General features: G+C 39.5%; 24 protein-coding genes, 1 other RNA gene and 1 pseudogene. 7 read left to right on the top strand and 19 right to left on the bottom strand.

Annotation, left to right across the window (positions count from 1 at the left end; genetic code table 11):
- Positions 1 to 18: 18 nt before the first annotated feature.
- Positions 19 to 582 (bottom strand): DUF4126 domain-containing protein, encoded by a 564-nt coding sequence (locus ABXZ32_RS12315; protein ID WP_354618978.1) that lies wholly within the window; start codon positions 580 to 582, stop codon positions 19 to 21.
- A gap of 33 nt (positions 583 to 615) precedes the next feature.
- Positions 616 to 2049 carry an ATP-dependent DNA helicase gene (locus tag ABXZ32_RS12310; protein ID WP_354618977.1) on the bottom strand — a complete coding sequence of 478 codons (1434 nt, stop codon included), beginning with the start codon at positions 2047 to 2049 and terminating at the stop codon, positions 616 to 618.
- Between the two features lie 103 nt (positions 2050 to 2152).
- Here ABXZ32_RS12310 and ABXZ32_RS12305 point away from each other — a divergent pair, with 103 nt between their 5' ends.
- The 4 genes and pseudogenes from ABXZ32_RS12305 to ABXZ32_RS12290 all read left to right on the top strand — a co-directional run.
- Positions 2153 to 2806, top strand: a complete 654-nt coding sequence (locus ABXZ32_RS12305) for a hypothetical protein (RefSeq protein WP_354618976.1) — start codon at positions 2153 to 2155, stop codon at positions 2804 to 2806.
- On the top strand, positions 2781 to 3614 hold the full coding sequence (locus ABXZ32_RS12300) for a DUF3822 family protein (protein WP_354618975.1): 834 nt from the start codon (positions 2781 to 2783) through the stop codon (positions 3612 to 3614). The genes ABXZ32_RS12305 and ABXZ32_RS12300 overlap by 26 nt, the downstream gene beginning before the upstream one ends.
- On the top strand, positions 3614 to 4156 hold the full coding sequence (locus tag ABXZ32_RS12295) for an RsmD family RNA methyltransferase (RefSeq protein WP_354618974.1): 543 nt from the start codon (positions 3614 to 3616) through the stop codon (positions 4154 to 4156). The genes ABXZ32_RS12300 and ABXZ32_RS12295 overlap by 1 nt, the downstream gene beginning before the upstream one ends.
- 3 nt (positions 4157 to 4159) lie before the next feature.
- Positions 4160 to 5101: pseudogene (locus ABXZ32_RS12290) on the top strand (threonine ammonia-lyase); the annotation flags it as partial.
- 12 nt (positions 5102 to 5113) lie between these two features.
- On the opposite strand, the gene rnpB reads toward ABXZ32_RS12290, so the two are convergent.
- Positions 5114 to 5427, bottom strand: an RNA gene (gene rnpB / locus ABXZ32_RS12285) — RNase P RNA component class A.
- Positions 5428 to 5559: 132 nt separating this feature from the next.
- Between rnpB and ABXZ32_RS12280 the strand changes: the two genes are divergently transcribed.
- Positions 5560 to 7374: a DNA polymerase III subunit gamma/tau gene (locus ABXZ32_RS12280; RefSeq protein ID WP_354618973.1), complete on the top strand. Its 1815-nt coding sequence runs from the start codon at positions 5560 to 5562 to the stop codon at positions 7372 to 7374.
- On the opposite strand, the gene ABXZ32_RS12275 is transcribed toward ABXZ32_RS12280, so the two are convergent.
- From ABXZ32_RS12275 to ABXZ32_RS12245, 7 genes are read right to left on the bottom strand one after another with little or no spacing between them, the layout of a single operon-like run.
- Positions 7371 to 7727 (bottom strand): transmembrane 220 family protein, encoded by a 357-nt coding sequence (locus ABXZ32_RS12275; RefSeq protein WP_354618972.1) that lies wholly within the window; start codon positions 7725 to 7727, stop codon positions 7371 to 7373. The two genes, ABXZ32_RS12280 and ABXZ32_RS12275, sit on opposite strands and share 4 nt — an antisense overlap.
- A gap of 5 nt (positions 7728 to 7732) precedes the next feature.
- On the bottom strand, positions 7733 to 9109 hold the full coding sequence (locus ABXZ32_RS12270; protein WP_354618971.1) for an alkaline phosphatase family protein: 1377 nt from the start codon (positions 9107 to 9109) through the stop codon (positions 7733 to 7735).
- A complete protein-coding gene (eboE, locus tag ABXZ32_RS12265; RefSeq protein WP_354618970.1) occupies positions 9106 to 10302 on the bottom strand; it encodes a metabolite traffic protein EboE in 1197 nt (398 codons plus the stop codon). Before eboE ends, ABXZ32_RS12270 begins: the two co-directional genes overlap by 4 nt.
- 18 nt (positions 10303 to 10320) lie before the next feature.
- Complete coding sequence (locus ABXZ32_RS12260; RefSeq protein ID WP_354618969.1) at positions 10321 to 11463, bottom strand: 3-dehydroquinate synthase; 1143 nt, start codon at positions 11461 to 11463, stop codon at positions 10321 to 10323.
- 11 nt (positions 11464 to 11474) lie between these two features.
- On the bottom strand, positions 11475 to 12332 hold the full coding sequence (gene eboC / locus ABXZ32_RS12255; protein ID WP_354618968.1) for a UbiA-like protein EboC: 858 nt from the start codon (positions 12330 to 12332) through the stop codon (positions 11475 to 11477).
- 34 nt (positions 12333 to 12366) lie between these two features.
- Positions 12367 to 13275 carry a TatD family hydrolase gene (locus tag ABXZ32_RS12250; RefSeq protein WP_354618967.1) on the bottom strand — a complete coding sequence of 303 codons (909 nt, stop codon included), beginning with the start codon at positions 13273 to 13275 and terminating at the stop codon, positions 12367 to 12369.
- 1 nt (position 13276) lies between these two features.
- On the bottom strand, positions 13277 to 14131 hold the full coding sequence (locus ABXZ32_RS12245) for an EboA domain-containing protein (protein WP_354618966.1): 855 nt from the start codon (positions 14129 to 14131) through the stop codon (positions 13277 to 13279).
- 202 nt (positions 14132 to 14333) lie between these two features.
- Between ABXZ32_RS12245 and miaE the strand changes: the two genes are divergently transcribed.
- Complete coding sequence (miaE, locus tag ABXZ32_RS12240; protein WP_354618965.1) at positions 14334 to 14915, top strand: tRNA-(ms[2]io[6]A)-hydroxylase; 582 nt, start codon at positions 14334 to 14336, stop codon at positions 14913 to 14915.
- Between the two features lie 39 nt (positions 14916 to 14954).
- Here miaE and ABXZ32_RS12235 read toward each other — a convergent pair whose 3' ends face one another.
- From ABXZ32_RS12235 to rpsA, 9 genes are all read right to left on the bottom strand, one after another.
- Positions 14955 to 15842 (bottom strand): Ppx/GppA phosphatase family protein, encoded by an 888-nt coding sequence (locus tag ABXZ32_RS12235; protein ID WP_354618964.1) that lies wholly within the window; start codon positions 15840 to 15842, stop codon positions 14955 to 14957.
- An 11-nt stretch (positions 15843 to 15853) separates the two neighbouring features.
- Entirely contained in the window at positions 15854 to 17938 is a 2085-nt protein-coding gene (gene ppk1 / locus ABXZ32_RS12230) for a polyphosphate kinase 1 (protein ID WP_354618963.1), read from the bottom strand.
- Positions 17935 to 18423 carry a SixA phosphatase family protein gene (locus tag ABXZ32_RS12225; RefSeq protein ID WP_354618962.1) on the bottom strand — a complete coding sequence of 163 codons (489 nt, stop codon included), beginning with the start codon at positions 18421 to 18423 and terminating at the stop codon, positions 17935 to 17937. The genes ppk1 and ABXZ32_RS12225 overlap by 4 nt, the downstream gene beginning before the upstream one ends.
- A gap of 11 nt (positions 18424 to 18434) precedes the next feature.
- Complete coding sequence (pdxH, locus tag ABXZ32_RS12220; protein ID WP_354618961.1) at positions 18435 to 19082, bottom strand: pyridoxamine 5'-phosphate oxidase; 648 nt, start codon at positions 19080 to 19082, stop codon at positions 18435 to 18437.
- A 171-nt stretch (positions 19083 to 19253) separates the two neighbouring features.
- The gene (locus tag ABXZ32_RS12215) at positions 19254 to 20162 is read right to left on the bottom strand and encodes a ribonuclease Z (RefSeq protein WP_354618960.1); all 909 of its coding nucleotides are present in this window, start codon (positions 20160 to 20162) and stop codon (positions 19254 to 19256) included.
- Between the two features lie 77 nt (positions 20163 to 20239).
- Complete coding sequence (locus tag ABXZ32_RS12210) at positions 20240 to 20581, bottom strand: ribonuclease Z (RefSeq protein ID WP_354618959.1); 342 nt, start codon at positions 20579 to 20581, stop codon at positions 20240 to 20242.
- A 6-nt stretch (positions 20582 to 20587) separates the two neighbouring features.
- Positions 20588 to 21514 carry an aspartate carbamoyltransferase catalytic subunit gene (locus ABXZ32_RS12205; RefSeq protein ID WP_354618958.1) on the bottom strand — a complete coding sequence of 309 codons (927 nt, stop codon included), beginning with the start codon at positions 21512 to 21514 and terminating at the stop codon, positions 20588 to 20590.
- Positions 21515 to 21584: 70 nt separating this feature from the next.
- Positions 21585 to 22124 (bottom strand): bifunctional pyr operon transcriptional regulator/uracil phosphoribosyltransferase PyrR, encoded by a 540-nt coding sequence (gene pyrR / locus ABXZ32_RS12200; protein WP_062053340.1) that lies wholly within the window; start codon positions 22122 to 22124, stop codon positions 21585 to 21587.
- 155 nt (positions 22125 to 22279) lie between these two features.
- Positions 22280 to 24118 (bottom strand): 30S ribosomal protein S1, encoded by a 1839-nt coding sequence (gene rpsA / locus ABXZ32_RS12195; protein WP_354618957.1) that lies wholly within the window; start codon positions 24116 to 24118, stop codon positions 22280 to 22282.
- A 260-nt stretch (positions 24119 to 24378) separates the two neighbouring features.
- Here rpsA and ABXZ32_RS12190 point away from each other — a divergent pair, with 260 nt between their 5' ends.
- On the top strand, positions 24379 to 24759 hold the full coding sequence (locus tag ABXZ32_RS12190) for a LysM peptidoglycan-binding domain-containing protein (RefSeq protein WP_354618956.1): 381 nt from the start codon (positions 24379 to 24381) through the stop codon (positions 24757 to 24759).
- Positions 24760 to 24768: the final 9 nt, after the last annotated feature.

Genomic DNA, 24768 nt, shown 5'->3' with positions numbered 1-24768 from the left:
GTACTCTTCAATTAAAAATTAGATTTTCGGCCTTAGCTTCCTATAAATATTGAAAATAAATCCCAAAATCACTATTACCAAAATAACAGCCGCTATAGGCGCTAATAGGGACAAAATGGTAACCACCAAGGCAGTTCCCGTTTCTATAAAGGACACAATAGGGTTTGCCAAACCTCCCGTGGTTGCTGTGGATGCCAATCTACTGGTTGCCGATGCCCCTTTAATGGCGGTGGCAGTACCTCCTCCCGCAATGATGGCCAAGGTCCATGTGACCAAAGGCTCCAAATCTGCTACCGTGGAGACCATTACAGCAGTTCCTGCTATACCTGCCAACGGAATGGCAAAACTATCTAAAAGATTATCCACCCAAGGTATAAAGTAAGCAAAAATTTCCATGATCGTGGCGACCCCAAAAACTATCAAGGCGGAAAGACTGGACATCCACTCCCAATTGGAATTGAGGTCCCAAGCGCCAAAATAGGACGCCAGGCTCAGGGCAAATAAGGGCAGGAATACCCTAAAGCCCACAGAAGCGGCAAGGCCAACCCCTAAAAAAATGCTTATTATTGTTTCTGCAGTCATGGCTGGAATTCTAACACTAAAATTAGGCTATTCTCAATCAACAAAAAAATCGTCCTTAAAGCCTATTAGGTACAATTGGCGCTTAGCCCTTGTAACAGCGGTATATAGCCAACGCAGGTATTCCTTATCTATACCGTTGGGAAGATAAGGCTGCTCAACGAATACGGTATCCCATTGTCCTCCCTGGGACTTATGACAGGTGATGGCGTAGGAAAACTTAACTTGCAGGGCATTAAAGAATTTGTTGTTCTTTACCGCTAGAAACTTCTTATATTTTGAGGTTTCGTGGGCGTAATCCTTCATCACCTCCTGATACAATCTATTCCCATCCTCGTAAGAAAGAGAAGGGGTCTCAGCTTGTATGGTATCTAAAATCAAAACGGTTTCAAACGGTTTTTGGTTGGGATAATCTACCATTTTTACCTTAACCTCCGCAAACTTGAAAGAATACAGCTCCTTAATGGAGAAAATCTCCAAAACTTCTATTATATCCCCGTTTGCAATAAAACCTGCCTCGGATTGGGGTTCCAACCAAAAGTAATTGTTCTTCACCACCATCATAAAATCGCCCACAGCAATTTCATTCTCCAGATATAAGATCCTATTTCTTATGTTTTCATTGTATAGATTGGCCCTTTTGTTGGAACGAACAATAATGGCCGTTTCCTCTTTTCCATTTTGGGAGTACGAACTATCTATAGCCTCTTGGATCTCATTGCCATCAATTAACCTGACAATATCCTTATATGGGTTTACATCAAACTTAAAGTCTTCAAAAAATTCATTTTGCAGCTGCTCCCTTAAATTCGTGGCATTGAGCAAGATTCCGGAATCCTCGGCCTGTCTTACCACTTCATCCATTTCCAACATGATAACCTCCTTGTTATAGTTTAAAGCAAGTTGGTTCTCGTCCAAGGCCGGACTCAAATTTAAGTGTACGGGCGGTAATTGGGCCGTATCCCCTATCAGGATCAATTTACAATTATGGCCAGAGTAGACATACATTATTAGGTCATCCAACAAAGAACCGTTTTCAAAAAGCTTGGAATCCGCGGCCGTATCCGGTATCATGGATGCCTCATCCACAATAAAGATGGTATTGCGATGCTTATTGGGAGAAAGCACAAATTGTACCCCGCCCCCACTTTGCTTTTTGGGAAAATAGATCTTTCTATGTATAGTATAGGACTGGGTGTTGGAATAGTTGGACATTACTTTGGCTGCCCTACCAGTGGGAGCCATGAGGACGGCTTTCATACTGGTCCGCCATAAATTGGTGACCAAGACCCCGATCATGGTTGTTTTACCAGTTCCCGCAAATCCTTTTAGCATAAACACCACCTCCTTTTCTTTGGATAAAACAAAAGCTGCCAGTTTTTCCAGGACCATGTTTTGTTTCAAGGTGGGATCATGGGGGAATTTTTCGCGTAAAATTGTGGTGAAAGATGAGGCTGTGAGTGCGTTCATAAGGCATCAAAGATAATCAGGATTTTTAAGGACAAATACTTTTGTGATTAAAAAAAAATTGTAGATTTGTGATAACCACTAAAATTTAATTAACACTTAGAAAATGAAGAGCATAATACAAGTTGTACTTTGGATAGTATGTATCGGTTTAGGATATTTAATTTATCAGTCCGTAAACGGTCCCATAGAATTCAAAAAAGTAAAAGAGCAACGTTTTGCAAAAGTAGTTTCTGTACTAAAGGATATTAGAAATTCCCAAGAGGCTTACAAATCTGCCAATGGCAAGTACGCCAATGATTTTAATTCTCTTATCAGTTTTGTTGATACTGGAAAATACATCATCACACAGCAAAGGGATTCTTCTTATATGGAATTCAACAAGACCTATGGTATTGATATGCTTCAAGAAGTGAAAATTGTTGACACCCTAGGGTTCGTTTCTGTAAAGGATTCCTTGTTTAAGAAAGACAATCGTTATAAAACAATGATGAATGTTCCTTTTGCCACACAAGGGGAGAAATTTGAAATGAAGGCAGACATTATTGAAAAAAGCGGATACAAAGCTCCGGTTTTTGAAGCCAAAGTGAAGAAAAATGTTGTTTTAGGTGACCAGCCTAAAGAACTTTTGGCAAGGGAAAATGCTCATAACAGTGTTGAAGAAGTGAACGGAAGTGAAATTAGAGTTGGTTCTTTAACTGAAGTAAGCACCAATGGTAACTGGCCTCCTATTTATGACAGAAAACAAGACAATAAATAATTTAGAGCAATCTAAATCGGATTTTCATAAGTTGTCCATTCAAATTAGTTTGAATGGACTTTCTTTTTGTGTGCTCGACACAGTGGACAATCACATCCTGGCTTCAGAGAATGTAGTGTTCGATCGGGAAGTGAATCCCTTGGAACTTTTGAAAAAAGTAAAGGAAATTTTCGAAAAATATAAGGTGGCAAAGGTGGCTTTTTCTGAAGTCATTGCCATTCATAAAAACCAGCTTTTCAGCTTGGTGCCCAAAGCCCTCTTCGATGAAGGGGAATTAGCCAATTACCTTAAGTTCAATGCCAAAATGCTCACAAACGATATTATTGTTTACGATGAGTTGGAGAGCAATGACATTATGAATGTCTATGTTCCCTTCATGAATGTCAACAATTACATTTATGAGCTTTTCGGGGAGTTTGAATTTAAGCATAGCAGTACCGTGATGGTAGAATCATTATTAAACACCCCAAATCCGGGCAATGATGCTGTTTGCTATGTTCACGTTGGCGATAAGCAATTGGATATCACTGTGGTGTCCAATAAAAAACTCCAATTGCACAACAGCTTCAACTACAATACCAAAGAAGACTTTATCTATTACCTCCTTTTTACAATTGAACAACTCAAATTGGATACCAATACCGTAAAATTAAAGCTCTTTGGAGCCATTGATGAGGATGATGAAATCTACGGTATTGCTTATGACTACATAAAAAACATATCAATCTTTATCCCATCAAACATTGACCATATTACAGGAAATGACAAGGATGATGCTATAGATTTTACAGTACTAAAAACCCTTTAATGCGAATAATATCAGGTAACTACAAAGGCAGAAGAATAATTGCCCCTAAAAAGCTTCCCGTGAGACCAACAACGGACATGGCTAAAGAGGCCTTGTTCAATATAATTAACAATACATATTATTTCAACGAGGTTAGCGTAGTAGACCTTTTTGCCGGAACGGGCAATATTAGTTTTGAGTTTGCTTCAAGGGGAACGGAGCAAATCGTCAGTGTAGATGCCGATTTTGGTTGTGTGAAATTCATCAACAAAATAGCCCAGGAACTGAACTTCAATATCTCTACCATAAAAAGTGATGTTTTCAGTTATTTGGAAAAGGCCAGCTTTAAATCCAATATTATTTTTGCCGACCCGCCGTATGACATGTCCCTGGAAGATTTCTCAAGAATACCTGAATTGGTATTTAAAAAAGAGCTTCTATTAGAAGATGGTGTTCTGATCATTGAGCATTCCAAATACACCGATTTATCAGGGTTAGAACATTTCTCCAACCAAAGAAGGTATGGGGTAAGCGTTTTTAGTTTTTTTGAACAATCCTCTTAATGTATGACACGCATAACCAAGAACCTCTTACTAGAGTGTAAAGCCATCGTACAGGAACATATACACCGTACGCCAGTATTGACCTCTACCCTACTCAATGAACTTTCTGGGGTGGACCTGTTTTTTAAATGTGAAAATTTTCAACGGGCAGGATCCTTCAAAATGAGGGGGGCCGTCCATGCCATAAGCAAGCTTACCGCAGCGCAAAAAGCAAAAGGCGTAGTCACCCACTCCTCTGGCAACTTTGCACAGGCCCTGTCTTTAGCAGCAAGTTCCATAGGTGTTAAGGCCTACATCGTTATACCCAACAACGCCCCACAGGTAAAGAAAAATGCCGTTCGCAGTTATGGAGGTGAGGTAATTGAATGTGAGCCAAATTTGGCAGCTAGGGAAAAAGCAGCGAAAGAAATTGTAGAAAAACACGGTGCCACCTTTCTTCATCCTTCAAACAACTTTAATGTTATTTTGGGACAGGGAACCGCCGCAATGGAACTGTTGGAGGACCATCCGGATTTAGATTTTATAATGACTCCTGTAGGTGGCGGTGGCCTAATTGCCGGAACGGCACTCGCAGCCCATTTTTTTGGTCACCGTTGCAATACGATCGGAGGCGAACCTTTTAATGTCGATGACGCTTATCAATCTTTAAAAACTGGTCAAATTGTAAAGAATGAATCATCAGACACTATTGCTGATGGCCTTCGAACAGAGTTGGGGAATATCAACTTTCCCATCATCTTGGATTATGTGGAAATGATCATTAGAGTAGAAGAGAAAGAGATTATTGATGCCATGCACCTACTTTGGGAACGCATGAAAATTGTAATTGAACCTTCGTGTGCAGTACCATTTGCTGCCCTATTGAAGGAAAAAGAGTTTTTTATGGGAAAAAAGGTAGGAATTGTTTTATCTGGAGGAAATGTAGATCTAGGTAATTTACCATTTTATTCCAATATTAAAAAAAGCAGGTCATAAGCCGGATTCTGTTCATCCTGAGTAATCAGGAACCCCCTATCATTTATCTAGGCCTTTGGTTGCCCAAAAGCTCAAACCGCCTACCCTTCAGCTCGGGCGTGCAGCCCTCAAACACTGATTTACATGACGTTGCACCGCATAGAGTTTACCTGGTTTCACTACAGCATTACCTGTACATACTTTCTGTTGCACTTGTCCTCACCTCTCGGCGGACGGGCATTACCCGCTATACTGCACTATGGTGTCCGGACTTTCCTCTCCCAATTTACATTGGAAGCGATAGAGCGACCTGCTAAATGCAAATATACTTCAATTGTTGATAAAAAAGTCTTTAAACTATCCCAAACTAGCCACTTTATACAATGCTATTTTTATATTTGTAGCACGCAGCAATCGGCCTTGCCCATACTGCATTAAAGATCATATTTGTGGAACCATTTGTAGTATCTGCCAGAAAATATAGACCCCAAACGTTCAAGGATGTTGTGGGGCAACAGGCTATTACAAACACCCTGCTCAATGCCATAGAGAACAACCATTTGGCCCAGGCCCTTCTTTTTTGTGGTCCAAGAGGTGTGGGAAAGACCACATGTGCCAGAATCTTGGCAAAGAAAATAAATGAGGACGGTACCGAACATACAGATGAAGATTTTGCATTCAATATTTTTGAGCTTGATGCCGCCTCCAACAATTCTGTAGATGATATAAGAAACCTTACAGACCAAGTGAGGATTCCACCCCAGACTGGGAAGTACAAGGTGTATATCATAGATGAGGTACATATGTTATCCCAGGCAGCCTTCAATGCATTTTTGAAGACGCTGGAGGAGCCGCCAAAACATGCCATCTTTATTTTGGCAACCACAGAAAAACATAAGATCATCCCTACTATTTTATCACGTTGTCAAATTTTTGATTTTAAACGGATCACGGTAAAGGATGCGGCAGCATATTTAAAATATATTGCAGAAAATCAGGAAATAGAAGCGGACGATGACGCCTTGCATATTATTGCCCAAAAGGCAGATGGGGCTATGCGTGATGCTCTTTCCATATTTGATAGGGTCGTTAGTTTTTCAGGGAAAAAATTGACGCGAAAGGCGGTAACCGAAAATTTGAACGTTCTTGATTACGATACCTACTTTTCGGCCACGGACCTTATCCTGGCTCATAATATCCCTAGCTTATTGATGCTGTTTAACGAAACCTTATCCCAGGGCTTCGACGGACACCATTTCATATCGGGCTTGGCTTCCCATTTTAGAGATCTTATGGTCTGTCAACATGAAGATACCATTGCACTTTTAGAGGTAGGGGACGAAGCTAAAAAGAATTATCTGGAACAATCCAAAAAGGTATCCAGTTCCTTTTTAATGCAAGGTATTGACATTGCTAATGATTGTGATCTCAAGTACAAGTCCAGTAAAAACCAGCGGCTTCTCGTAGAACTGTCCCTTATGAAACTGGCTTCCATCGACTTCGATGGCCAAAAAAAAAAATCTGATCGTCTAGGAATCAGTGACTTTTTAATACCAGCCTCTTTTTTTAAAGGCCAAGGAAATACAAAACCTACACCAAAAAAAGAAGAAGCGAATGGGGCTGTTGCCACCAACCCCTCACCCAATGTAACAGACCGACTTCAAGCACAAAAACCGCTAGTAGCCAACGAAGAATCAGCTACAGAAGTTCTTGTAGCGGAGCCCCCTATTGAAATTAATAGTCCGTCTGACGACTCTAATAAAAAGGCAGGCCTCCCTAAACCAGCCTTAAATATTCCCACAAAAAGGGTGTCAGGCCTCTCCATATCCAGCTTAAAGGCCAAAAAAGAGCATGAGCTGAACAGAAAGGACGAGACAGTTGATGAGCGCCAATTACCCAAAGATGCATTTACCGAAGAGGAGATGAGGGCACATTGGGCAGAATTTGTGGAAATAATCGATAAGGACGGTAGAAAAATCCTGGCTTCCAATCTAAATACGGACATTCCAAAGCTTAAGGATCAAACCACCTTATGGATAGAACTTCCTAATGGCACCATGAAAAAAGAGGTGGAGCGGGAACAGTATGACCTTATGGAATACCTACGGCTAAAACTGAACAACCATTTCATTAGCCTTACCATAACCGTTAATGAGGAAACAGCAAAGAAGTTTGCCTTCACCCCTCTGGAGAAGTACGAGAAATTAAGGGAAAAGAATCCGGTAATCGATATTTTGAGAAAAGAGTTTGATCTAGATTTTTAAGTCTTTTTCTTCGTATGCCTAATCCTCAAGCCATACATAAGCATTGCAAGGGCATTGATAAGAAGGCCCAAAGATTCTCTAGCATGTTCAATATTGTTTATTTCTCCATCTTCTAGACCTACTCCTTCAAATTGGTCTGGCCAAAAGATAAATACACCAATAAAATACAAGGCAAATAATAGCAGTGCAATATTAAATGATAATTTATCCAGGAAAAAAAATAAGGATGCCACAGCTGCACTTCCATAAATAGCATACCACAGAAGGGCATCAGGATCATTCCACTGTACATAGGCAGCCCAGAAAAAGAGCATTGTAAAAACTATTGAAATCAATTTAAATACCGTTTTCATAAACTTTACGTATTGGAAACATGTTTGTACAATAAACTATAAACGTCAGTAGCTTTAATAGATTGTTCCAACGGGGCCCTTTTTGAATTGGTTATAAAAATTGGATGGTCGTCCGTGTTTTCCGGGGTTCTTCCATGCGATCCTCTTACCAAAGAGGCATCCAAGGGAATAACATTCATCAAAGTGCGAAAACCAAGTTTCTTTTTTAGTAGTTTCCATATAATTTTTGGAACCACAAAATGGTCCTTGGGATCCGTGAACATTTCTACAGGATCATAACCAGGTTTTTTATGGATATCCACCATTCTGGCAAAATCTGGCGCTTTGGCATCATCCATCCAGAAGTAGTACGTAAACCACGATCTGGCATCTGCTACCAAGACCAAATCCCCACAACGTTCATGATTTAAATGGGCCTTTTCTATATCATTGCCCGTTAGCACCTTTTCTATTCCAGGTTCAGATTCAAAAATTTTCTTCAAGGCATCTATCTCAGATTTATCCTTGACATAAATATGGGATATTTGATGGTCCGATACGGCAAATGCCTTACTTGCCCCGGCATCCAACAATTCCAATCCCCTTTCTTCCCTTATATTTACATATCCCTTTTTTCTCAATATTCTATTTGGATGGATGGGCTGATCTACATTGGTAATACCATATTCTGAAAGCAATATAATATTGGTGTCCTTTTTTTGATAATAGGCAGCCATTTTTTGCACTAGAGCATCCACCTCCTGAAGATCCTTGCCAATTTTATCAAAATCGAGCCCAAACCTTTGAATGTTGTAATCTAAATGGGGAATATAGATCAAGGTTAAAGTGGGATCGTACATTTTATCGGTGGACAGTGCGCCATCTGCAATCCATTGGCTGGATTTTATAGAAGTTTTCGGACCCCAGAAATTAAAGAGAGGAAAGGTGCCCAATTCATTTTGAAGTTTATCCCTAAGCTCTGCCGGATAGGAATAAACATCTGGGATCTTACGGCCATCCGCAAGATAATTAGGGCGGGGCGTAATGCTGTAATCCGCATTGGAATACATATTGTACCACCAAAAGTGATTGGCACATGTAAAATCCTGATATTGCTCTTTTAGGGCGTCCCAAATTTTGTCAGACTGTACCAAGCTGTTAGACTGCCTCCAAAACTTAACCTCGTGCTCTTCCTTAAAATACCAACCATTACCAACAATCCCATGCTCCGAAGGCCATTTACCAGTGAGGTAAGTAGATTGGGCAGTACAGGTTACCGCAGGCAAAACCGGTTCAATAGTAGCACAGGCACCATCATCCATAAAATTTTTGATGAATGGGGTGTGCTCCCCGATCAATCTTTTGGTTAAACCAACAATATTTATAACTACCGTTTTCTTCATGCCATGCGTTCCTTTAACCACTTTAATTCCCTAATGATTGATTGTCCCAGATCCACTTTCAGTGTTTCTGGCAACACATCCCAGGTATAGGTCTCCACCTCTAGATGTTCCGTTATATCATGTTTGTCCAAATAGGACAAGGTACTGAGTATTTGATCCTGGGTGGAATATAGATCATCAAACTTCTCCAAAAAAATAGGGACGTGAAAATGGGCCCTAAGCTCTTTATGTGCTTTTCGATTTTTTAATACCATAGGCAGATCATTATAAACCCTAACCTTACCCTCTTTTTTCTCAGTCACCTGATGTAGATACGTAGGTTCATTGAATCTTTCCAAGGAGCTCCAAATTTGATCCTCCTTTCCCTTTTCAAAAATAATCTTAAGGGCAGAACTCACCTGGATTTTTCCAATGGCAATGCCCACCTTTCTCATTTGTTCAAAAGTGAATATTGGCTCTTCAAATGCCAAGGAATAATGGCAAATATCATAACAGAGAGTAATGTGTCTTTTAATCAAATGTTCAGCTTCCTGTTCATTCAATCCCATTCTGGAAATTATTTCCCTACTTGCCGTTGGCATCAAATAATTCTCATAAAAATCTACAAATTCTGCGGTATTTTCAAGGAGTCCGTCTGGCTCGGGCTCTATGTCCAGATGCAAATATTTTCCTGTATTTTTTTCCAATTCCTTAAGGTACAATAGCACCTCCGTCAAGTGTTTAGAGCCAGTTTTTAGGGCATGGGCAAGTTGATCTTTGGTGGTATACCAGTGCTTATAACTTATTGGGGATGTAGAAATACCCCCCGACATACCACTTGGCAACAAAAAGGCCAACTGTTTGAACAACCTCTTAGTATAATCTACCCGTTCCCTAGTGGTCCAATCTGGAGCATGAACCTTATCCTTGACTTCGGTATTGTGAAATTCCCCAAAAGGAAAACCGTTCATTGTAAAAACATAGCAATCATTCTGGGCCAGCCAATTTTTAAAATCCTCTAAATTACTTCCTTGGTCAAGCTGAATACTCGCAGCATTGGAAAGTCGCAAGCCTATACCAAAGGGTGAATTTTTCGATAACTCCCCTTTTATCTTTGGAATAAAATCTTTTAGATTACGGAATGTAGACTCCCAATCCTCACCCGGGTGGATGTTGGAACAATAGGTTACGTGAAATTTATCTTGAATCAACATATAGCACTATCAAAATATTTATAGCAATTGGGATATGGCTTCTTTCATCAGAGGTTCATCAATCTGATGCACATCGTGTTTTTTTCCAATTTCAGAAATCAAGGTGATGGTCAGTTCACCCCCCAAATGTTCCCTGAACTCTTCTATCCCCATTAACAGTTCCTCAATTTGGTCCGCTTGAATAGGCAATTTTAGATCGAAACCTATATTCAATAGAACATCATGAATTGAAGTAAGGGTTTCCTCCGATATTAACCCTATTAATTTGGCATAGGTAAGATCTATGGCCATACCAATGGCGACGGCCTCCCCATGCCTTATACTGTATTGGGTCATATGCTCGAGCTTATGGGCTGCCCAATGTCCAAAATCCAGGGGTCTGGAAGAACCAGCCTCAAAAGGATCCCCCCCTTGGGCTATATGCTGCATATGAAGTTCCGCACATTTGTAAATGAGGTACTCCATACTACCCATATCCCGATCTCTGAGTTTTTTGGACGTTCTTTCTATTTCCCTATAAAATGTGCTGTCTTTGATAAGGGCTACTTTTATGGCTTCTGCTATCCCAGAAATCCAATCCCTTTTCTCCAAGGTCTTCAAAAGGTTACTATCATTAATAATAGCGTATGGCGGGGCAAAGGTTCCCAAAAAGTTCTTTTTCCCAAAGTGGTTGATACTGTTTTTAACGCCCACTGCCGAATCGTTCTGTGACAGAACGGTAGAAGGTACCCTCAGTAATTTAACCCCTCTATGAGCTATGGCAGCAGCGTAACCGACCATATCTATCAAAGCACCACCCCCTATGACCACCACAAATGAATGCCTGCATATCTTAGCATCATTGATCCCTTGTAATACTTGATTCAAGGAAGTGACCGAATGCTTTACCTGCTCGCCCCCTGGAATTACAAGTACATCGCGATATTGAATTTGTGAGGCATATTTTTCACAATAATCTTTAATGTCCTGCAATAAATATTGATGTGATCTTACGACTCCTTCATCTACTACGAATAAAACTTTTACACTACTGCCTTGGCCGTAGTTCTTAAAGATGGTATTGAAAAGTGAATTGTCCTTATCAAACAGATGTTGTGTGAAGTGTAATTGGTACTTATACTCCACTTTGAAGGTCTGTTCGATCGATTTTGGAATACCCATGAATAACTAGATTACGTTACAGAAAAACGTTTTGATAAAAATAAGGATAAAGGCAGTAACAGGATAATTAATAATCCTACCCACCATGTTGAATTAGCTGACGCCAATGCGGCATCCATTAGGACCAGGGATAAAACGCCAGATTTAACGGCTTTTTTAATATTCTCAGGAGTATTTACCCTATAGGCCCTCAAAAGGGGTCTAAATATGGAAAATACAAATAATATCAAAAATGGAATGACCAGAACCAAGCTATCCACATCCTGTAACATCATCAAAAAAATAGCGGACGCTACCAGCACATACAGAAAGCCCGAAAGAAGGATATTTCGCTTATTATTTCCATGGACCTCTCCCCTACTGATTAGGGTTACCGCAGCTATGTAAATCACAGGCAGCAGTATGAGATACCAATTGGATCCAACCGGTAATCCGAATAGACTCATACCCAACAATAAATTCAGACCTCGGCAACTTCCCATTACCAAAGGACCAAAAAATGAATGATTTTTGGCCCATGAGTCATATAGAAGTATGGCAGTAGCCAGCACAATGGAAACCAATCCTGCCTCTATATTGCACAGAAAAGACAAAAGAACCCCCATTATCAATAATGTTCCACCTAAAAAAGCCGCCGTCCGTAAGGGGACCACTGCACTAGGGATAGGACGCTCAGGTCTTTCTATAGCATCAATTTTATGATCGAAGACATCGTTTAATACGACGCCACCGGCGTACAAAAGTATTGACGCAGCTATAAGTAATATTAAGTTATAGGGAAACAGCTCCCAACTTTGGGAAAACACCCCTACAATGGCCGCTCCGGTAATGATATCTGCCGCGGCGGTGGGCAGATTTGGAGGTCGCATTAAAATTAGGCATCCCTTGATAAAAGAATATTTTTTAGACAATTTTATCCCCTTCTATTTTTGGTTCCTGCCCTCTTAACACACTATTGTCATTAAATAATTCCCGCTGGTCAATGCCCTTATTCCCCAACCAATGTTCCTCCTTCATTTTTCCATTTTTACCAAAGGCATCCAGGGCATTTTGATAACAGGTTTTTATCACATCCTCTCTTGAAATACCTTTACTCAACATTAGTGAGGCTGTTTTGGGTACAGCAAGCGGATCGCTCACACCCCAATCTGCAGAACTGTCTACAATGATATTGGTGCTTCCGTATTTTCGTACCACCTCAACCATTCGCTCATTACCCATTTTTGTTTTGGGGTATATGGTAAATGCTGCAATAAAACCTCTATCGAGCACCTCTTTTACCGTTTCTTCGTTATTGTGGTCTATGATAACATTCGAAGGGTCCAACCCATGTTCTAGGCAAACTTCCATGCTTTTAATAGTTCCTGCTTTTTTATCCCTATGCGGCGTATGAACCTGAACTGTCATATTCAGTTCTCTGGCCAAATCGAGCTGCATTCTAAAATACTTATCCTCCGCAGGGGTTTGATCATCGTAGCCAATTTCTCCTATGGCAACTACATTTTCTTTGTGAAAATACAACGGCAACAACTCTATAACCTGTTCAGCCAAAGCTTCATTGTTGGCCTCTTTGGAATTTAATCCAATCGTGCAATAATGTTTTATACCAAACTGGCTTGCCCTGAAAGGCTCCCATCCTACTAAACTGCTAAAATAATCCTGAAAAGAACCCACCTGAGTTCTTGGTTGCCCCAACCAAAATGAAGGCTCGATAATCGCCACTATGCCGGCTGCCGCCATAGCCTCATAATCATCCGTTGTTCTGGAAGTCATGTGAATATGGGGATCTATAATCATTAATTTATCTTTCATATCAATTTATTTTACTCCAAGAAATTAAACCTTGATCTAACTTATTTTTTATTTGTGGATAATTTTCCAATAATGCTTTTGCTTTTGGATTTTCAGATATAGAACACGCAAGGGCCGCAGCCATGTTCTCCTTTTCGTCCTCACTTAGAAACAGCCTATTCATATCCTCAACGAGCGTATCATTGAGAAACCTTCCTACCGGCCTCCAAAAGTAAGGATCTACTTTTCTGGAAGCAGCCCATCTTTCATGTGCATAGTCAGAGATTATTCGGACCAGATCCTTATTTGCCCTAGCCTCGATATCCGTGATCAAACTAAGATCCCTTTCCATAAAAGCGGCTTTCAAATACATTTGGTTCCACTGCTGATCATTAAAAAACATTGAGGGATATGGATTATTTAAAGAGATGGCGTCAAAAATAGTAGCGATGTTTGTCCTCAAAGCCTCCACCGCAACGTTCCTATAATTTCCCGAATTGGGCATCAATACCAAAAATTTTAAAAATGTCTCCAATTCCCCAGTGTCCGAAACCTGTATGATATTCTCGACCTTGTTAAAAAAGAAATTTTCATCGGCCTCCAGTACCCGAATCAATAGATATACCCTACCTATTTGTAAAAGATTAGCGTTTTGGGCCTCCAAATATTGAACTACCTTGTTCTCACCTGACGGCATCTTATCTAGAGGAATTGGGTTTATTTTAGAAGCCATTAGACTATACGTCAAATAAAGGTCCTTGGAAGACTTATCTTCAATAATACTGTCTATTTTGCCTTCCATCCACTTTAAATGGTCATTATCCAAATGAAGATGAAGGGTCTTGGCCAATTCTTGACTTACATTTTCTATTGACATATGCTAGTACTAATTTCTACTTGTCTTTATTCCTTGTATTCCCCATCCTATTTTTTATAGAATCTATTCGTCGAAAATAAGATAACTGGAATCAAAAAAGAATAGTATGTTCAAAAGGTTAAATTCTTGCAAAACAAAAAAATACCTTATAAAAAATTCCCTTTATAAAATTCTATTTAATTTTGCTTTCAAATATAAGAAAATGCTAGGCCTTAAACTACCCACCGACCCTCGATGGGTGAATATTGTAGAAAAAAATATCGATGAAATTTTGACCGATCATGCCTACTGTGAGCAAAAGGCTGCGGCAACGGCTATTTCGTTGATTGTCGGTTTTCCTGAGTATACAGATCTCGTTCAGGAAATGGTAGCCCTTACCAGGGAAGAGATGGGACATTTTAAGATGGTCCATGACAGAATTATCGCAAGGGGAAAAGTACTGGGAAGGGACAGGAAAGATGAGTATGTATTGGCGCTGATAAAGTTTTTCCCTAAAGGTGGCAGCCGCACCACGCAGCTGGTCCACAGATTATTGTACGCAGCCTTGATTGAAGCGAGAAGTTGTGAGCGTTTTAGATTGCTCTCTGAGCAGCTAAAGGATAAAGAATTAGCGGAATTCTATCATAAACTAATGGTCAGCGAGGCCGGACATTACACCATGTTTTTAAAATTTGCCCGTCAGTACGGTGAACGTGAAGAGGTTGACCAAAAATGGCAGGATCTTTTGACTTACGAAGCAGAGCTAATGAACAACTTAGGGAACAAGGAATCCATTCACGGCTAACGGATTCCACCAATTAAATACTAACCCAATTTGATTCCTTTATTGTTCGGAATGGTATATTGTTTTGATGATACCATCAGACAATCCTATTTTTGGCACATATATTTTCTTGGCCCCACACCACTTGGCCGCTGATAAATAAATGCGGGTGGCAGGAATAATAACGTCGGCCCTATCAGGGTTCAACCCAAGTTCGGATACCCTATCCTCGTAACTCATGCTTTCTAAAAAGTGGTATTGAGAATTAAGCCAGATATACGATAAAGGTTCCCCTTCTTTTCTACCAGACATTTTGTGGAGTTTGTTGATGTTACCGCCAGAACCAATAATGGTAATTTTACTAAGTCCCTGGATATTTTCCTTGATCCAAATCTCAATTTTTTTCCAAATTCCCTCACCTACCAAATTGTTAAGAATCCGAACGGTGCCAATTTTAAAGGATTTTGAGACTTTAATTTTACCATCCGTAAAGAGGGTAAACTCCGTGCTACCTCCTCCAACATCTATATAAAGGTAAGATTGATCGTTTTGGATCAGCTGCTTCAAATCTGTAGAGGCAATGATTGCCGCCTCCTTTTTACCGTCTATAACTTCAATTTTTACTCCAGAATCCTCATAGATACGATCTACTATTTCATGTCCGTTATTGGCCTCCCTAATTGCAGAAGTAGCACATGCCATGTATTTCTCTACGCCATGGACATCCATGATCAATTTAAACGCTTTCATAGCATTTAACATACGCTCCTCGTTGTGTTCCGATATTTCCCCAACGGTAAAAGAATCTTCCCCTAAACGAACAGGCACCCTGATGAGGGAACTCTTTCTAAACTGGGTCTTTTTACCCTTCTCTTCTATAACGTTGTGAATCAACAAACGTATTGCGTTGGAACCTATGTCAATTGCTGCAAACTTTCTTATTTTCAAAATACCTTGGGTTAAGCGTTTAATTTTTTAAGGTAATAGTCATAAATCGCAAATTGGGAACGCACCTTGACTTTGTTATTTTTTCTATAGGCATTATCCTGATTGGCACTAAAGACTCTAGCCTTGACATTATCCATCCAAGAAATCTCAAAAGTATCCAATAGCTCTTGTTTTAATTCAGGATCATAAATTGGGCATCCTACCTCCACTCGGTAATCTAGATTTCTAGTCATCCAATCTGCTGAGGATATATATACTTTAGGATCACCACTGTTTGAAAATATAAATACCCTTGGATGTTCCAAAAATTTATCCACAACACTAATGGCCTCAATATTTTCACTTAACCCTTTTACTCCTGGCACTAGGCAACAGATTCCTCTAATAATCAATTGAATCTTCACCCCGGCCTTGCTAGCCTCATATAATTTATCCACCATCTTATAGGAGGTGAAACTGTTCATTTTGATCTTAATATACGCCTCCTTACCCGCTTTAGCATTCTCTATCTCCTTGTCTATCAATTTCTTGAATACATTTTTGGTGTAGTGCGGTGAAACAATGAGATGCTTATATTTATTGATCTTATATGTGGTTTCGAAAAAATCAAAAACCATATTCAGTTCTTTTAAAATGGGATCATGGGCGGTGAAAAGCGTATAATCTGTATATATCCTTGCTGTAGCTTCGTTAAAGTTACCCGTACTGATAAATCCGTAACGTTTATTCACTCCGTCTTCCTCCCTTTCTATAAGACATATTTTGCTGTGGACCTTTAATCCTGGAACCCCAAATATAAGCTTTACTCCTTCTGCCTGTAACTGTTCTGCATATTGGATATTTGCCTGCTCATCAAATCTGGCCTGAAGTTCTATTTGCACTGTAACCTGTTTGCCATTCTTAACAGCATTGATCAAGGAGGCTGTGACCTGAGAATTGTCTGCCAGACGATATACCGTAATTTTTATGCTTTTTACTTTAGGGTCCAAGGCTGCCTCCCTTAAAAACCTAATAACATAGGAAAAGGTATGGTATGGAGTGTATTGCAGATAATCCTTTTTTGCAATCAGATTGAACAAACTCCCGTCCATTGAAAAATCTTTTATGGGCAACGGCTTAATTTTTTCGTACATCAGATCTTCACGTCCTAAGCTGGGAAAGCCCATATAATCCCTTCTATTGTGATAACGTCCCCCTGGAATAACACTGTCCGTATCCTCAATGTTCATTTTATCCTTTAAAAATTCCAAGGTATCCCTTCCTATATTTTTGTCATATACAAAACGGACAGGATCACTGATCTTTCTATGCTCTACGCTGGATGAAATCTTCTCTATAAAACTCTTGCTCAAATCATTGTCTATATCAAGTTCCGCATCACGGGTAATCTTGATCATATGGGCGGTTATAGACTCATAATTGAACATATTAAAGATATTGCCCAAGGAGTATCGGATCAGATCATCCAACATGATGATATAACTTTCATTCTCCTCGCTCGGAATCACTACAAAACGATCTATACCTTTTGGAATTTCTATAAGGGCATAACGCTTTTCCTTTTTCCCATCCTCCGTTGGATGCTTTTCATCTTTCTTCAAGATTATTTTTACGGCAAGGTAAGCCGCTGTATCCTTTAGCGTTGGGAATTCAGCAAGATCATTGAGAATAATGGTCATTAAAACCGGACTCACTTTTTGAGCAAAATAACTCTTGATAAATTCAGCCTGACTATCTTTTATCTCCTTTTCATTGATCAAAAAGATATTTTTGGTCTCCAATTCCTTTTCGATATCACCAAGTATCTTTAAACTTTTAGTCTGTTGCCTAATTACGATTTCCGTGATTTCCTCCAATAAGTCTTTGGCAATTTCTCCCCCTAGAACACTCTTCCCAGATCTTCCTGCCTCGACTATCCTTTTAACCGTGGCATACCGTACTTTAAAAAATTCATCTAAATTATTGGAGAAAATTCCAACAAATCTCAGTCTTTCAATTAGAGGGACATTCTTGTCTGCACTTTCCTGTAATACGCGTTCGTTAAATTGCAACCAGCTTATTTCCCGGTTGATATATTGGTATTTGGATTTGATCATTTTTTGAGTTGTTTTGGGAATATAATCTGTTCAGTAGTTCCTTTTGCAATATCATCCCAGCGATCTACACTAAAATTTAGTTGCACCATGCCAGTAGTAGGCACATTGTCTATGGCTTTACTTCCCAAGCTATTGGCCACATTGGTGAATGCGTAATTGTGTCCAAAAATAAGGACGGTTTCATATTGGTTATCTAGGTTTTTTACAAAATGGAACACATCTTCCCCAGAGAAATCATACAATTCCTTTGTGATCCGAAGTTTGTGTAAGGGAAAATCCAGTTTGCGCAATACAATCATACAGGTATGCAATGCCCTATTAGCCGGACTAGAGAATGCGGCGTCAATGCTAATATTCTTTGATTTTAAGGCCGAACCAACAAGATGGCCGTCCTTAATTCCCCTTTCCTTTAATGGCCTATCCTGATCATCAACTTGATAATCCCAAGATGATTTTCCATGACGTATAAGGATCAATGTTTTCATGTTCTTAGATTTTAAGGTGCCAAACGCTCTATTTTCCAATTGTAATCTTCTTGCAAGGAGTATCTCACCCTATCGTGCAATCTATTGGGTCTTCCCTGCCAAAATTCAATGGATACGGGTTTTACCATATACCCACCCCAGAAATCCGGTCTTTGGATCTCTTTGCCCTGGAATTCCTTTTCCAAGGCTTTCAATTTTTCCTCTAGTACGGATCTAGAAGGGATAACACTACTTTGATCCGAAACAATTGCTCCTAGTTTACTTCCTTCAGGCCTAGATTCAAAATAACCATCGGATAGATTTTCTGCTAACTTCTCGGCCTTTCCCTTAATAATGATCTGTCGTTCCATATTGGGCCAAAAAAATGAAAGGCATACATTGGGATTGTTGGCAATTGCCTTTCCCTTTTCACTTGTATAGTTCGTATAGAAAATAAATCCTTCAAACGTATACTTTTTAAGCAGTACTACTCTGCTCTTTGGAAAACCGTCCAATCCAATAGTTGATATAGTCATGGCATTAGGCTCATCAATCCCTTCCGAAGCCTCCACTTCATAAAACCATTTTTGAAATAATTCTATGGGGTTGTCAGAAATAGCGCCTTCTTCCAAGGCACTCTTTTCATAGCTTTTTCTATAATTGCCTAAATCTTTCTGCATTTAACACTAGATTATTTTGTTACCAGCCTCTTAGTAACAAAAATGAGGAAAAGAACGCAATTCACGAAAAGTCTAAACGCTTTTTATCAATATTTTGGCTAAGGACAACAAAAAGAACTTAGTTACACTTTTTGGTCCATTAAATTGAGTGTTTGCTATAAAATAACGATGCTAATGAAAATCAAATGACTTTCCATCATCTGCCAATTCAACACGTTCAAATACCTCCATTGCCTCTTCCTTAAAAAGCTCAATGGAAGCATATCGCGTAGAGTAATGGCCTAAGATAAGGACACCCACATTTGCTGCCTTGGCAATACTGGCGGCTTCCTTAGCCGTGGCATGTTTGGTTTTAGGGGCCATATGCTGCTCAGATTCCAAAAAAGTAGATTCATGGTACAACACGTCCACTTCCTTGATTTGCGGCACCATATCCGGCATATATGCCGTATCGCTACAAAAGGCATAACTCTTGGGTTTGGGTGGGTCTAAGGTGAGTTTATGATTGGGAACGAGAACGCCGTTATCCAAAACAATGTCCTTGCCGCTTTTAATATTTTGGTAGTAACACGTATCGATATTGTACTTTTTTACCACTTCAATATTTAATTTTCGGTCCGCTGGTTTCTCCCGAAACAGAAAGCCATTGGTATACACCCTATGGTCCAACGGAATGGTATTTACCGTTACTTTCTCATCTTCAAAAACAAGTTCAGGTAGCTTGGTCGTAAGTTCATGAAATATCAAAGGATAATTTGTCCAGGAATCTCCCAATTTCAAGAGCAGGGTCACAGCCTCTTTTATCCCTTTAGGACCATAAATATGTAATGCCGTCTTGCGACCCAATAATCGGAAAGTAGATATTAATCCTGGTAGGCCAAAAAAATGATCCCCATGTAAATGGGAAATAAAGATATGCTGGATGCGGGAAAATTTTATTTTATGCTTTCTTAGTTGTACTTGTGTCCCCTCTCCACAATCAATCAAAAATAAATGATTCTTTATTTCTAGGACTTGTGCCGTTGGGTTGGTAAAAGTTCTGGGCGTGGCGGCATAACAACCTAAGATGTGTAATTTCATGTAATTTTCAAGTTAAGGCACTAACTGAGGAGAACAGATCCTGCTGGACATTGGCCTAGGTTCATTAGGAAGTCTATCTACTCTTCCTCCAAATCCAAATCGCGCTCAATCTCCTCCATCTCAATGACATCCCTGGCCTCTTGTATGGTTGGCACTACAATGATATGATCTGGCACTTCTTCATAAGTTACCTTGTCCGTAACCAGAACGAACGATTTCTTTAATTTTCTATGTGCCACTGAAAGCTCATGGAACTCCAAAACATCATTAGCAGTAAGTTTGGAGAATGAAAATAGGTTCACGATAATATTATCGTTCTTAATTTTTGGATACCCTGATTTTAAATTTTCCAAAAATACCTTTAAGGAAGTGTTTTCCTGTAGAACAATGGTCGTAGTGTCTTCTCTGTTGAAAATCATAGGATCTTATTTTATTTTTGAAGCCAATAAATATATTACTGCCATTCGAATAGCAACCCCATTTTCCACCTGGTTAAGAATGATGGACTGATTGGAGTCGGCAACATCGCTTGTTATCTCCACGCCCCTGTTGATTGGGCCTGGGTGCATAATTACTATTTCCTTATCCAAACTATCCAATAAGGCTTTGTTCACCCCAAATTGTTGGGTGTATTCCCTGGTGGTCGGAAAATAACTAATATCCATTCGTTCGTTCTGAATGCGCAACATGTTGGCCACATCACACCAATTAAGCGCCTTTCTTAAGTTGGTCTCCACGGTTACCCCTAAGGATTCGATATGTTTTGGCATCAATGTTTTTGGGCCACAGACCTTTACGTTTGCACCTTGAAGTTTAAGGGCAAAAATATTAGATAATGCTACCCTGGAGTGAAGAATATCTCCCACAATGACCACATTCTTTCCTGCCACACTTCCCAATTTTTCCCTGATGGAATAGGAGTCCAATAAGGCTTGGGTGGGATGTTCATGTGCTCCGTCACCTGCATTTACTATGGACGCCTTGACGTGTTTGGAAAGAAATATTCCTGCCCCGGGATTGGGATGGCGCATGACCACCATATCCACCTTCATGGAAAGGATGTTATTTACCGTATCTATAAGGGTTTCCCCCTTTTTTACCGAGGATTGGGCTGCAGAAAAGTTAACTACATCCGCTGAAAGACGTTTCTCTGCAAGTTCAAAAGAAAGTCTGGTTCTGGTACTGTTCTCAAAAAATATATTGGCAATAGTGATGTCGCGAAGAGACGGTACCTTTTTAATGGAACGATTGATTACTTCCTTAAAATGATCGGCAGTTTCAAAAATGAGCTGAATATCTTTTTCATTTAGATACTTAATTCCTAGCAAGTGCTTTACACTTAGTTCGCCCATATTCTTTAATTTCTATTTATTCTACTGCGCCAATTATCCTTTAATAAGTTACTTCCGCGCAATTACTATATTATTTATTAATTAAATAAATGGTGTCTTCCCCATCATTTTCCTTCCACATCACCTTTACTTTTTCCTCATTAATGGCATCTACCTGTCTGCCCCTATAATTGGGCTGAATGGGCAAATGACGACTAAACCTTCTATCGATCAATGTCAATAATTCTATTTCCAACGGCCTTCCAAAAGACTGAATAGCGGTCAAGGCCGCACGAATACTTCGTCCGGTATACAACACATCATCTATCAATACCACCTTTTTATCATCAACTAGAAAGTCCATCTTTGTTTCATTGGCCTCTAACGGTTTATTGCCCCTTCTAAAATCATCCCTATAGAAGGTGATATCCAAGAACCCAAGTTCTATCTTCTTAATACCATATTCCTCCTTTAGAATTTTGGCCAATCGTTCTGCCAAAAAAGTTCCTCTGGGCTGAAGACCGATGAGTACCGTATTGCTAAAATCCAAATGATTCTCTAATAGTTGGCATGCCAATCGGTGAAGGATAATGTGTATTTCTTTTGAGGAAAGTAGTACTTTTTGACTCATACGTTAGGAGACCGATTCTATTGAAAAACAAAAATAGGGATTTCTCTCCAATATCCGAGGAGTAAATTAAAGGGTGGTCCATCTCTTTTAAAAAGTAGAAACAAAAAAAGCCCGGACAACTTGTCCGGGCTTTTCAAATATGAATAAACAGATGCTTACTTTTTCTTGGCAGCAGCGTCCATTTTATCTTTCAATGCTTGTAATGCTTCGTTGGCATCACCTAAGGTTGGTTTTGCTTCGTCTGCACTTGCAGCAGCTTTTCTAACTGCAGCTTTTACATTACGTTGCTCTTCTTCCCTAAAGATAGCTGTATGGCTAGCGACAACTCTTTTGAATTCTTTGTTGAACTCAATAATTTTGAAATCTGCCTCTTCACCTTTTACAAGTTTCTTACCATCTTCTTTTTCCAAGTGACGTGTCGGTACAAATGCAACGATGTCCTCATTAAAGTTTACGGTAGCTCCTTTGTCAACGATCTCTGCGATGGCACCTTTATGAACGGTATCCAATGCAAATTCAGTTTCGTATTTATCCCATGGGTTAACAGTAGTCTGTTTGTGGCCCAAGCTCAATTTACGTCCTTCAACATCCAATTCCAATACTTCCACTTCCAAAGTGTCACCAACGGTAACAAATTCTGATGGATGCTTGATTTTCTTAGTCCAAGAAAGATCTGAAATATAGATCAAACCATCGATTCCTTCTTCCATTTCAACGAATACGCCGAAGTTTGTGAAGTTACGAACGATTCCTTTGTGCTTGGAAGCTACTGGATATTTAGTAGTAATATCGGTCCATGGATCTGGAGTCAATTGCTTGATACCAAGAGACATTTTTCTGTCTTCCCTGTCCAAAGTCAATACCACTGCTTCTACTTCGTCTCCAACATTAACGAAATCCTGTGCAGATCTCAAATGTGTAGACCATGACATTTCAGAAACGTGAATAAGTCCTTCAACTCCTTCAGCTACTTCAATAAATGCACCGTAATCAGCAATAACTACTACTTTACCTTTTACTTTATCACCAACTTTGATCTCATCGCTCAAGGCATCCCAAGGATGTTTCTCCAATTGCTTCAATCCTAATTGGATTCTAGATTTGTTGTCATCAAAATCCAAGATAACCACGTTCAATTTCTGGTCAAGTTCAACAACCTCGTTCGGGTGGTTGATTCTGCTCCAAGAAAGATCAGTGATATGGATAAGACCATCAACACCTCCAAGGTCAATAAAGACACCATAAGAAGTAATGTTTTTAACAACACCTTCCAATACTTGTCCTTTTTCCAATTGACCGATAATCTCTTTTTTCTGTTCTTCGATATCCGCTTCGATCAACGCTTTGTGGGATACTACTACGTTTTTGAACTCATGGTTGATTTTCACAACTTTGAACTCCATAGTTTTTCCTACATACTGATCGTAGTCACGGATAGGCTTCACATCTATTTGAGAACCTGGCAAGAAAGCTTCGATGCCGAAAACATCAACGATCATACCACCTTTAGTTCTACATTTAACAAAACCATTAACGATTTCTTCTTTGTCGTGGGCTGCATTAACTCTGTCCCAAGCCATGATAGTTCTGGCTTTTCTGTGAGATAATACCAACTGTCCACTTTTATCCTCACGGATATCTATCAACACCTCAACTTTGTCTCCAACCTTAAGATCTGGGTTGTAACGAAATTCGTTAAGGGAGATAACACCTTCAGATTTTGCATTGATGTCAATGATAGCTTCACGATCTGTAAGGTAAACTACAGTTCCTTCAACTACTTCCTCATCTGCAGTATCCACAAAGTTTTTAGCTACCAATGTCTCAAATTCCTGTAATTTGGAATCGTCAACACGCTCAATACCTTGTTCGTACTTTTCCCAGTTGAAGTTTTCCAAAAATTCTTTTGGATCCTGTACTTGGGTCTCTACTTTTGTTTCTTTAGCGTCCTGCGTAGTTTCATCTACTTGCGCTGTTGTTTTTTCTTCAGCCATTTGCTGATAATTAATTTGTATTCCGCAGCCATCCAAGAGCTAAACAATTACTGCAGAAGATGTTATTTATAAATTTTCTTTTATTACCTTTTCCTCTCGACTCTCTGTAAAAAAGGTGTGCAAAAATACAACTAAATTATGGTTTTACAAACTTATTTTCAGAAGGTTGCGCCTGAAAGAACTATTTGAAGGGAATATTCTCAAAATCCCTGAAAATCCGTACCTTAACGACTGTAATATTAACTTTTAAAAAATTGAACATGAGCACTAAAGACAAATACCAAGGTGTATTGACCCTTGGGGAAAAACTAGGAATAAAAGATGGAGATGTATCGGAAGAAGGTGGCGTCCTTAAAATAAAAGGCAAGGCCAATACCCCTTACGAAAAAGACCTGCTTTGGGATAAGATCAAGGAATTGGGTGGGGAAAATCCAGCTGACATAAAAGCAAATATCACGGTTGCCGATGATTCCGTATACCATAGACATATAGTTAAGAGTGGTGAATCTTTAAGTAAAATTGCCAAGCACTATTATGGCGACCCAATGAAATACAAGAAGATTTTTGAGGCGAATACCAATATTCTAAAAAATCCGGACCTGATACATCCCGATCAGGTTTTGGTCATTCCAAAGAATTAAAAATGAAAA

This window comes from Sediminicola luteus, assembly GCF_040566555.1.
Lineage (GTDB): Bacteria > Bacteroidota > Bacteroidia > Flavobacteriales > Flavobacteriaceae > Sediminicola.
The sequence above is the reverse complement of the archived record's forward strand: the minus strand, read 5'-3'. Positions and strand labels throughout refer to the sequence as shown.

Coding starts and splice junctions, on each gene's coding strand:
- ABXZ32_RS12205 (WP_354618958.1), bottom strand. CDS start 21,514: ATGGGCGAACTAAGTGTAAAGCACTTGCTAGGAATTAAGTATCTAAAT.
- ABXZ32_RS12245 (WP_354618966.1), bottom strand. CDS start 14,131: ATGTCAATAGAAAATGTAAGTCAAGAATTGGCCAAGACCCTTCATCTT.
- ABXZ32_RS12270 (WP_354618971.1), bottom strand. CDS start 9,109: ATGAAGAAAACGGTAGTTATAAATATTGTTGGTTTAACCAAAAGATTG.
- ABXZ32_RS12190 (WP_354618956.1), top strand. CDS start 24,379: ATGAGCACTAAAGACAAATACCAAGGTGTATTGACCCTTGGGGAAAAA.
- eboC (WP_354618968.1), bottom strand. CDS start 12,332: ATGCGACCTCCAAATCTGCCCACCGCCGCGGCAGATATCATTACCGGA.
- pdxH (WP_354618961.1), bottom strand. CDS start 19,082: ATGCAGAAAGATTTAGGCAATTATAGAAAAAGCTATGAAAAGAGTGCC.
- ABXZ32_RS12305 (WP_354618976.1), top strand. CDS start 2,153: ATGAAGAGCATAATACAAGTTGTACTTTGGATAGTATGTATCGGTTTA.
- ABXZ32_RS12250 (WP_354618967.1), bottom strand. CDS start 13,275: ATGAAAGATAAATTAATGATTATAGATCCCCATATTCACATGACTTCC.
- ABXZ32_RS12315 (WP_354618978.1), bottom strand. CDS start 582: ATGACTGCAGAAACAATAATAAGCATTTTTTTAGGGGTTGGCCTTGCC.
- ABXZ32_RS12215 (WP_354618960.1), bottom strand. CDS start 20,162: ATGAAATTACACATCTTAGGTTGTTATGCCGCCACGCCCAGAACTTTT.
- ABXZ32_RS12295 (WP_354618974.1), top strand. CDS start 3,614: ATGCGAATAATATCAGGTAACTACAAAGGCAGAAGAATAATTGCCCCT.
- rpsA (WP_354618957.1), bottom strand. CDS start 24,118: ATGGCTGAAGAAAAAACAACAGCGCAAGTAGATGAAACTACGCAGGAC.
- ABXZ32_RS12300 (WP_354618975.1), top strand. CDS start 2,781: ATGACAGAAAACAAGACAATAAATAATTTAGAGCAATCTAAATCGGAT.
- ABXZ32_RS12275 (WP_354618972.1), bottom strand. CDS start 7,727: ATGAAAACGGTATTTAAATTGATTTCAATAGTTTTTACAATGCTCTTT.
- ABXZ32_RS12260 (WP_354618969.1), bottom strand. CDS start 11,463: ATGGGTATTCCAAAATCGATCGAACAGACCTTCAAAGTGGAGTATAAG.
- ABXZ32_RS12210 (WP_354618959.1), bottom strand. CDS start 20,581: ATGATTTTCAACAGAGAAGACACTACGACCATTGTTCTACAGGAAAAC.
- miaE (WP_354618965.1), top strand. CDS start 14,334: ATGCTAGGCCTTAAACTACCCACCGACCCTCGATGGGTGAATATTGTA.
- pyrR (WP_062053340.1), bottom strand. CDS start 22,124: ATGAGTCAAAAAGTACTACTTTCCTCAAAAGAAATACACATTATCCTT.
- ABXZ32_RS12310 (WP_354618977.1), bottom strand. CDS start 2,049: ATGAACGCACTCACAGCCTCATCTTTCACCACAATTTTACGCGAAAAA.
- ABXZ32_RS12225 (WP_354618962.1), bottom strand. CDS start 18,423: ATGAAAACATTGATCCTTATACGTCATGGAAAATCATCTTGGGATTAT.
- eboE (WP_354618970.1), bottom strand. CDS start 10,302: ATGTTGATTCAAGATAAATTTCACGTAACCTATTGTTCCAACATCCAC.
- ppk1 (WP_354618963.1), bottom strand. CDS start 17,938: ATGATCAAATCCAAATACCAATATATCAACCGGGAAATAAGCTGGTTG.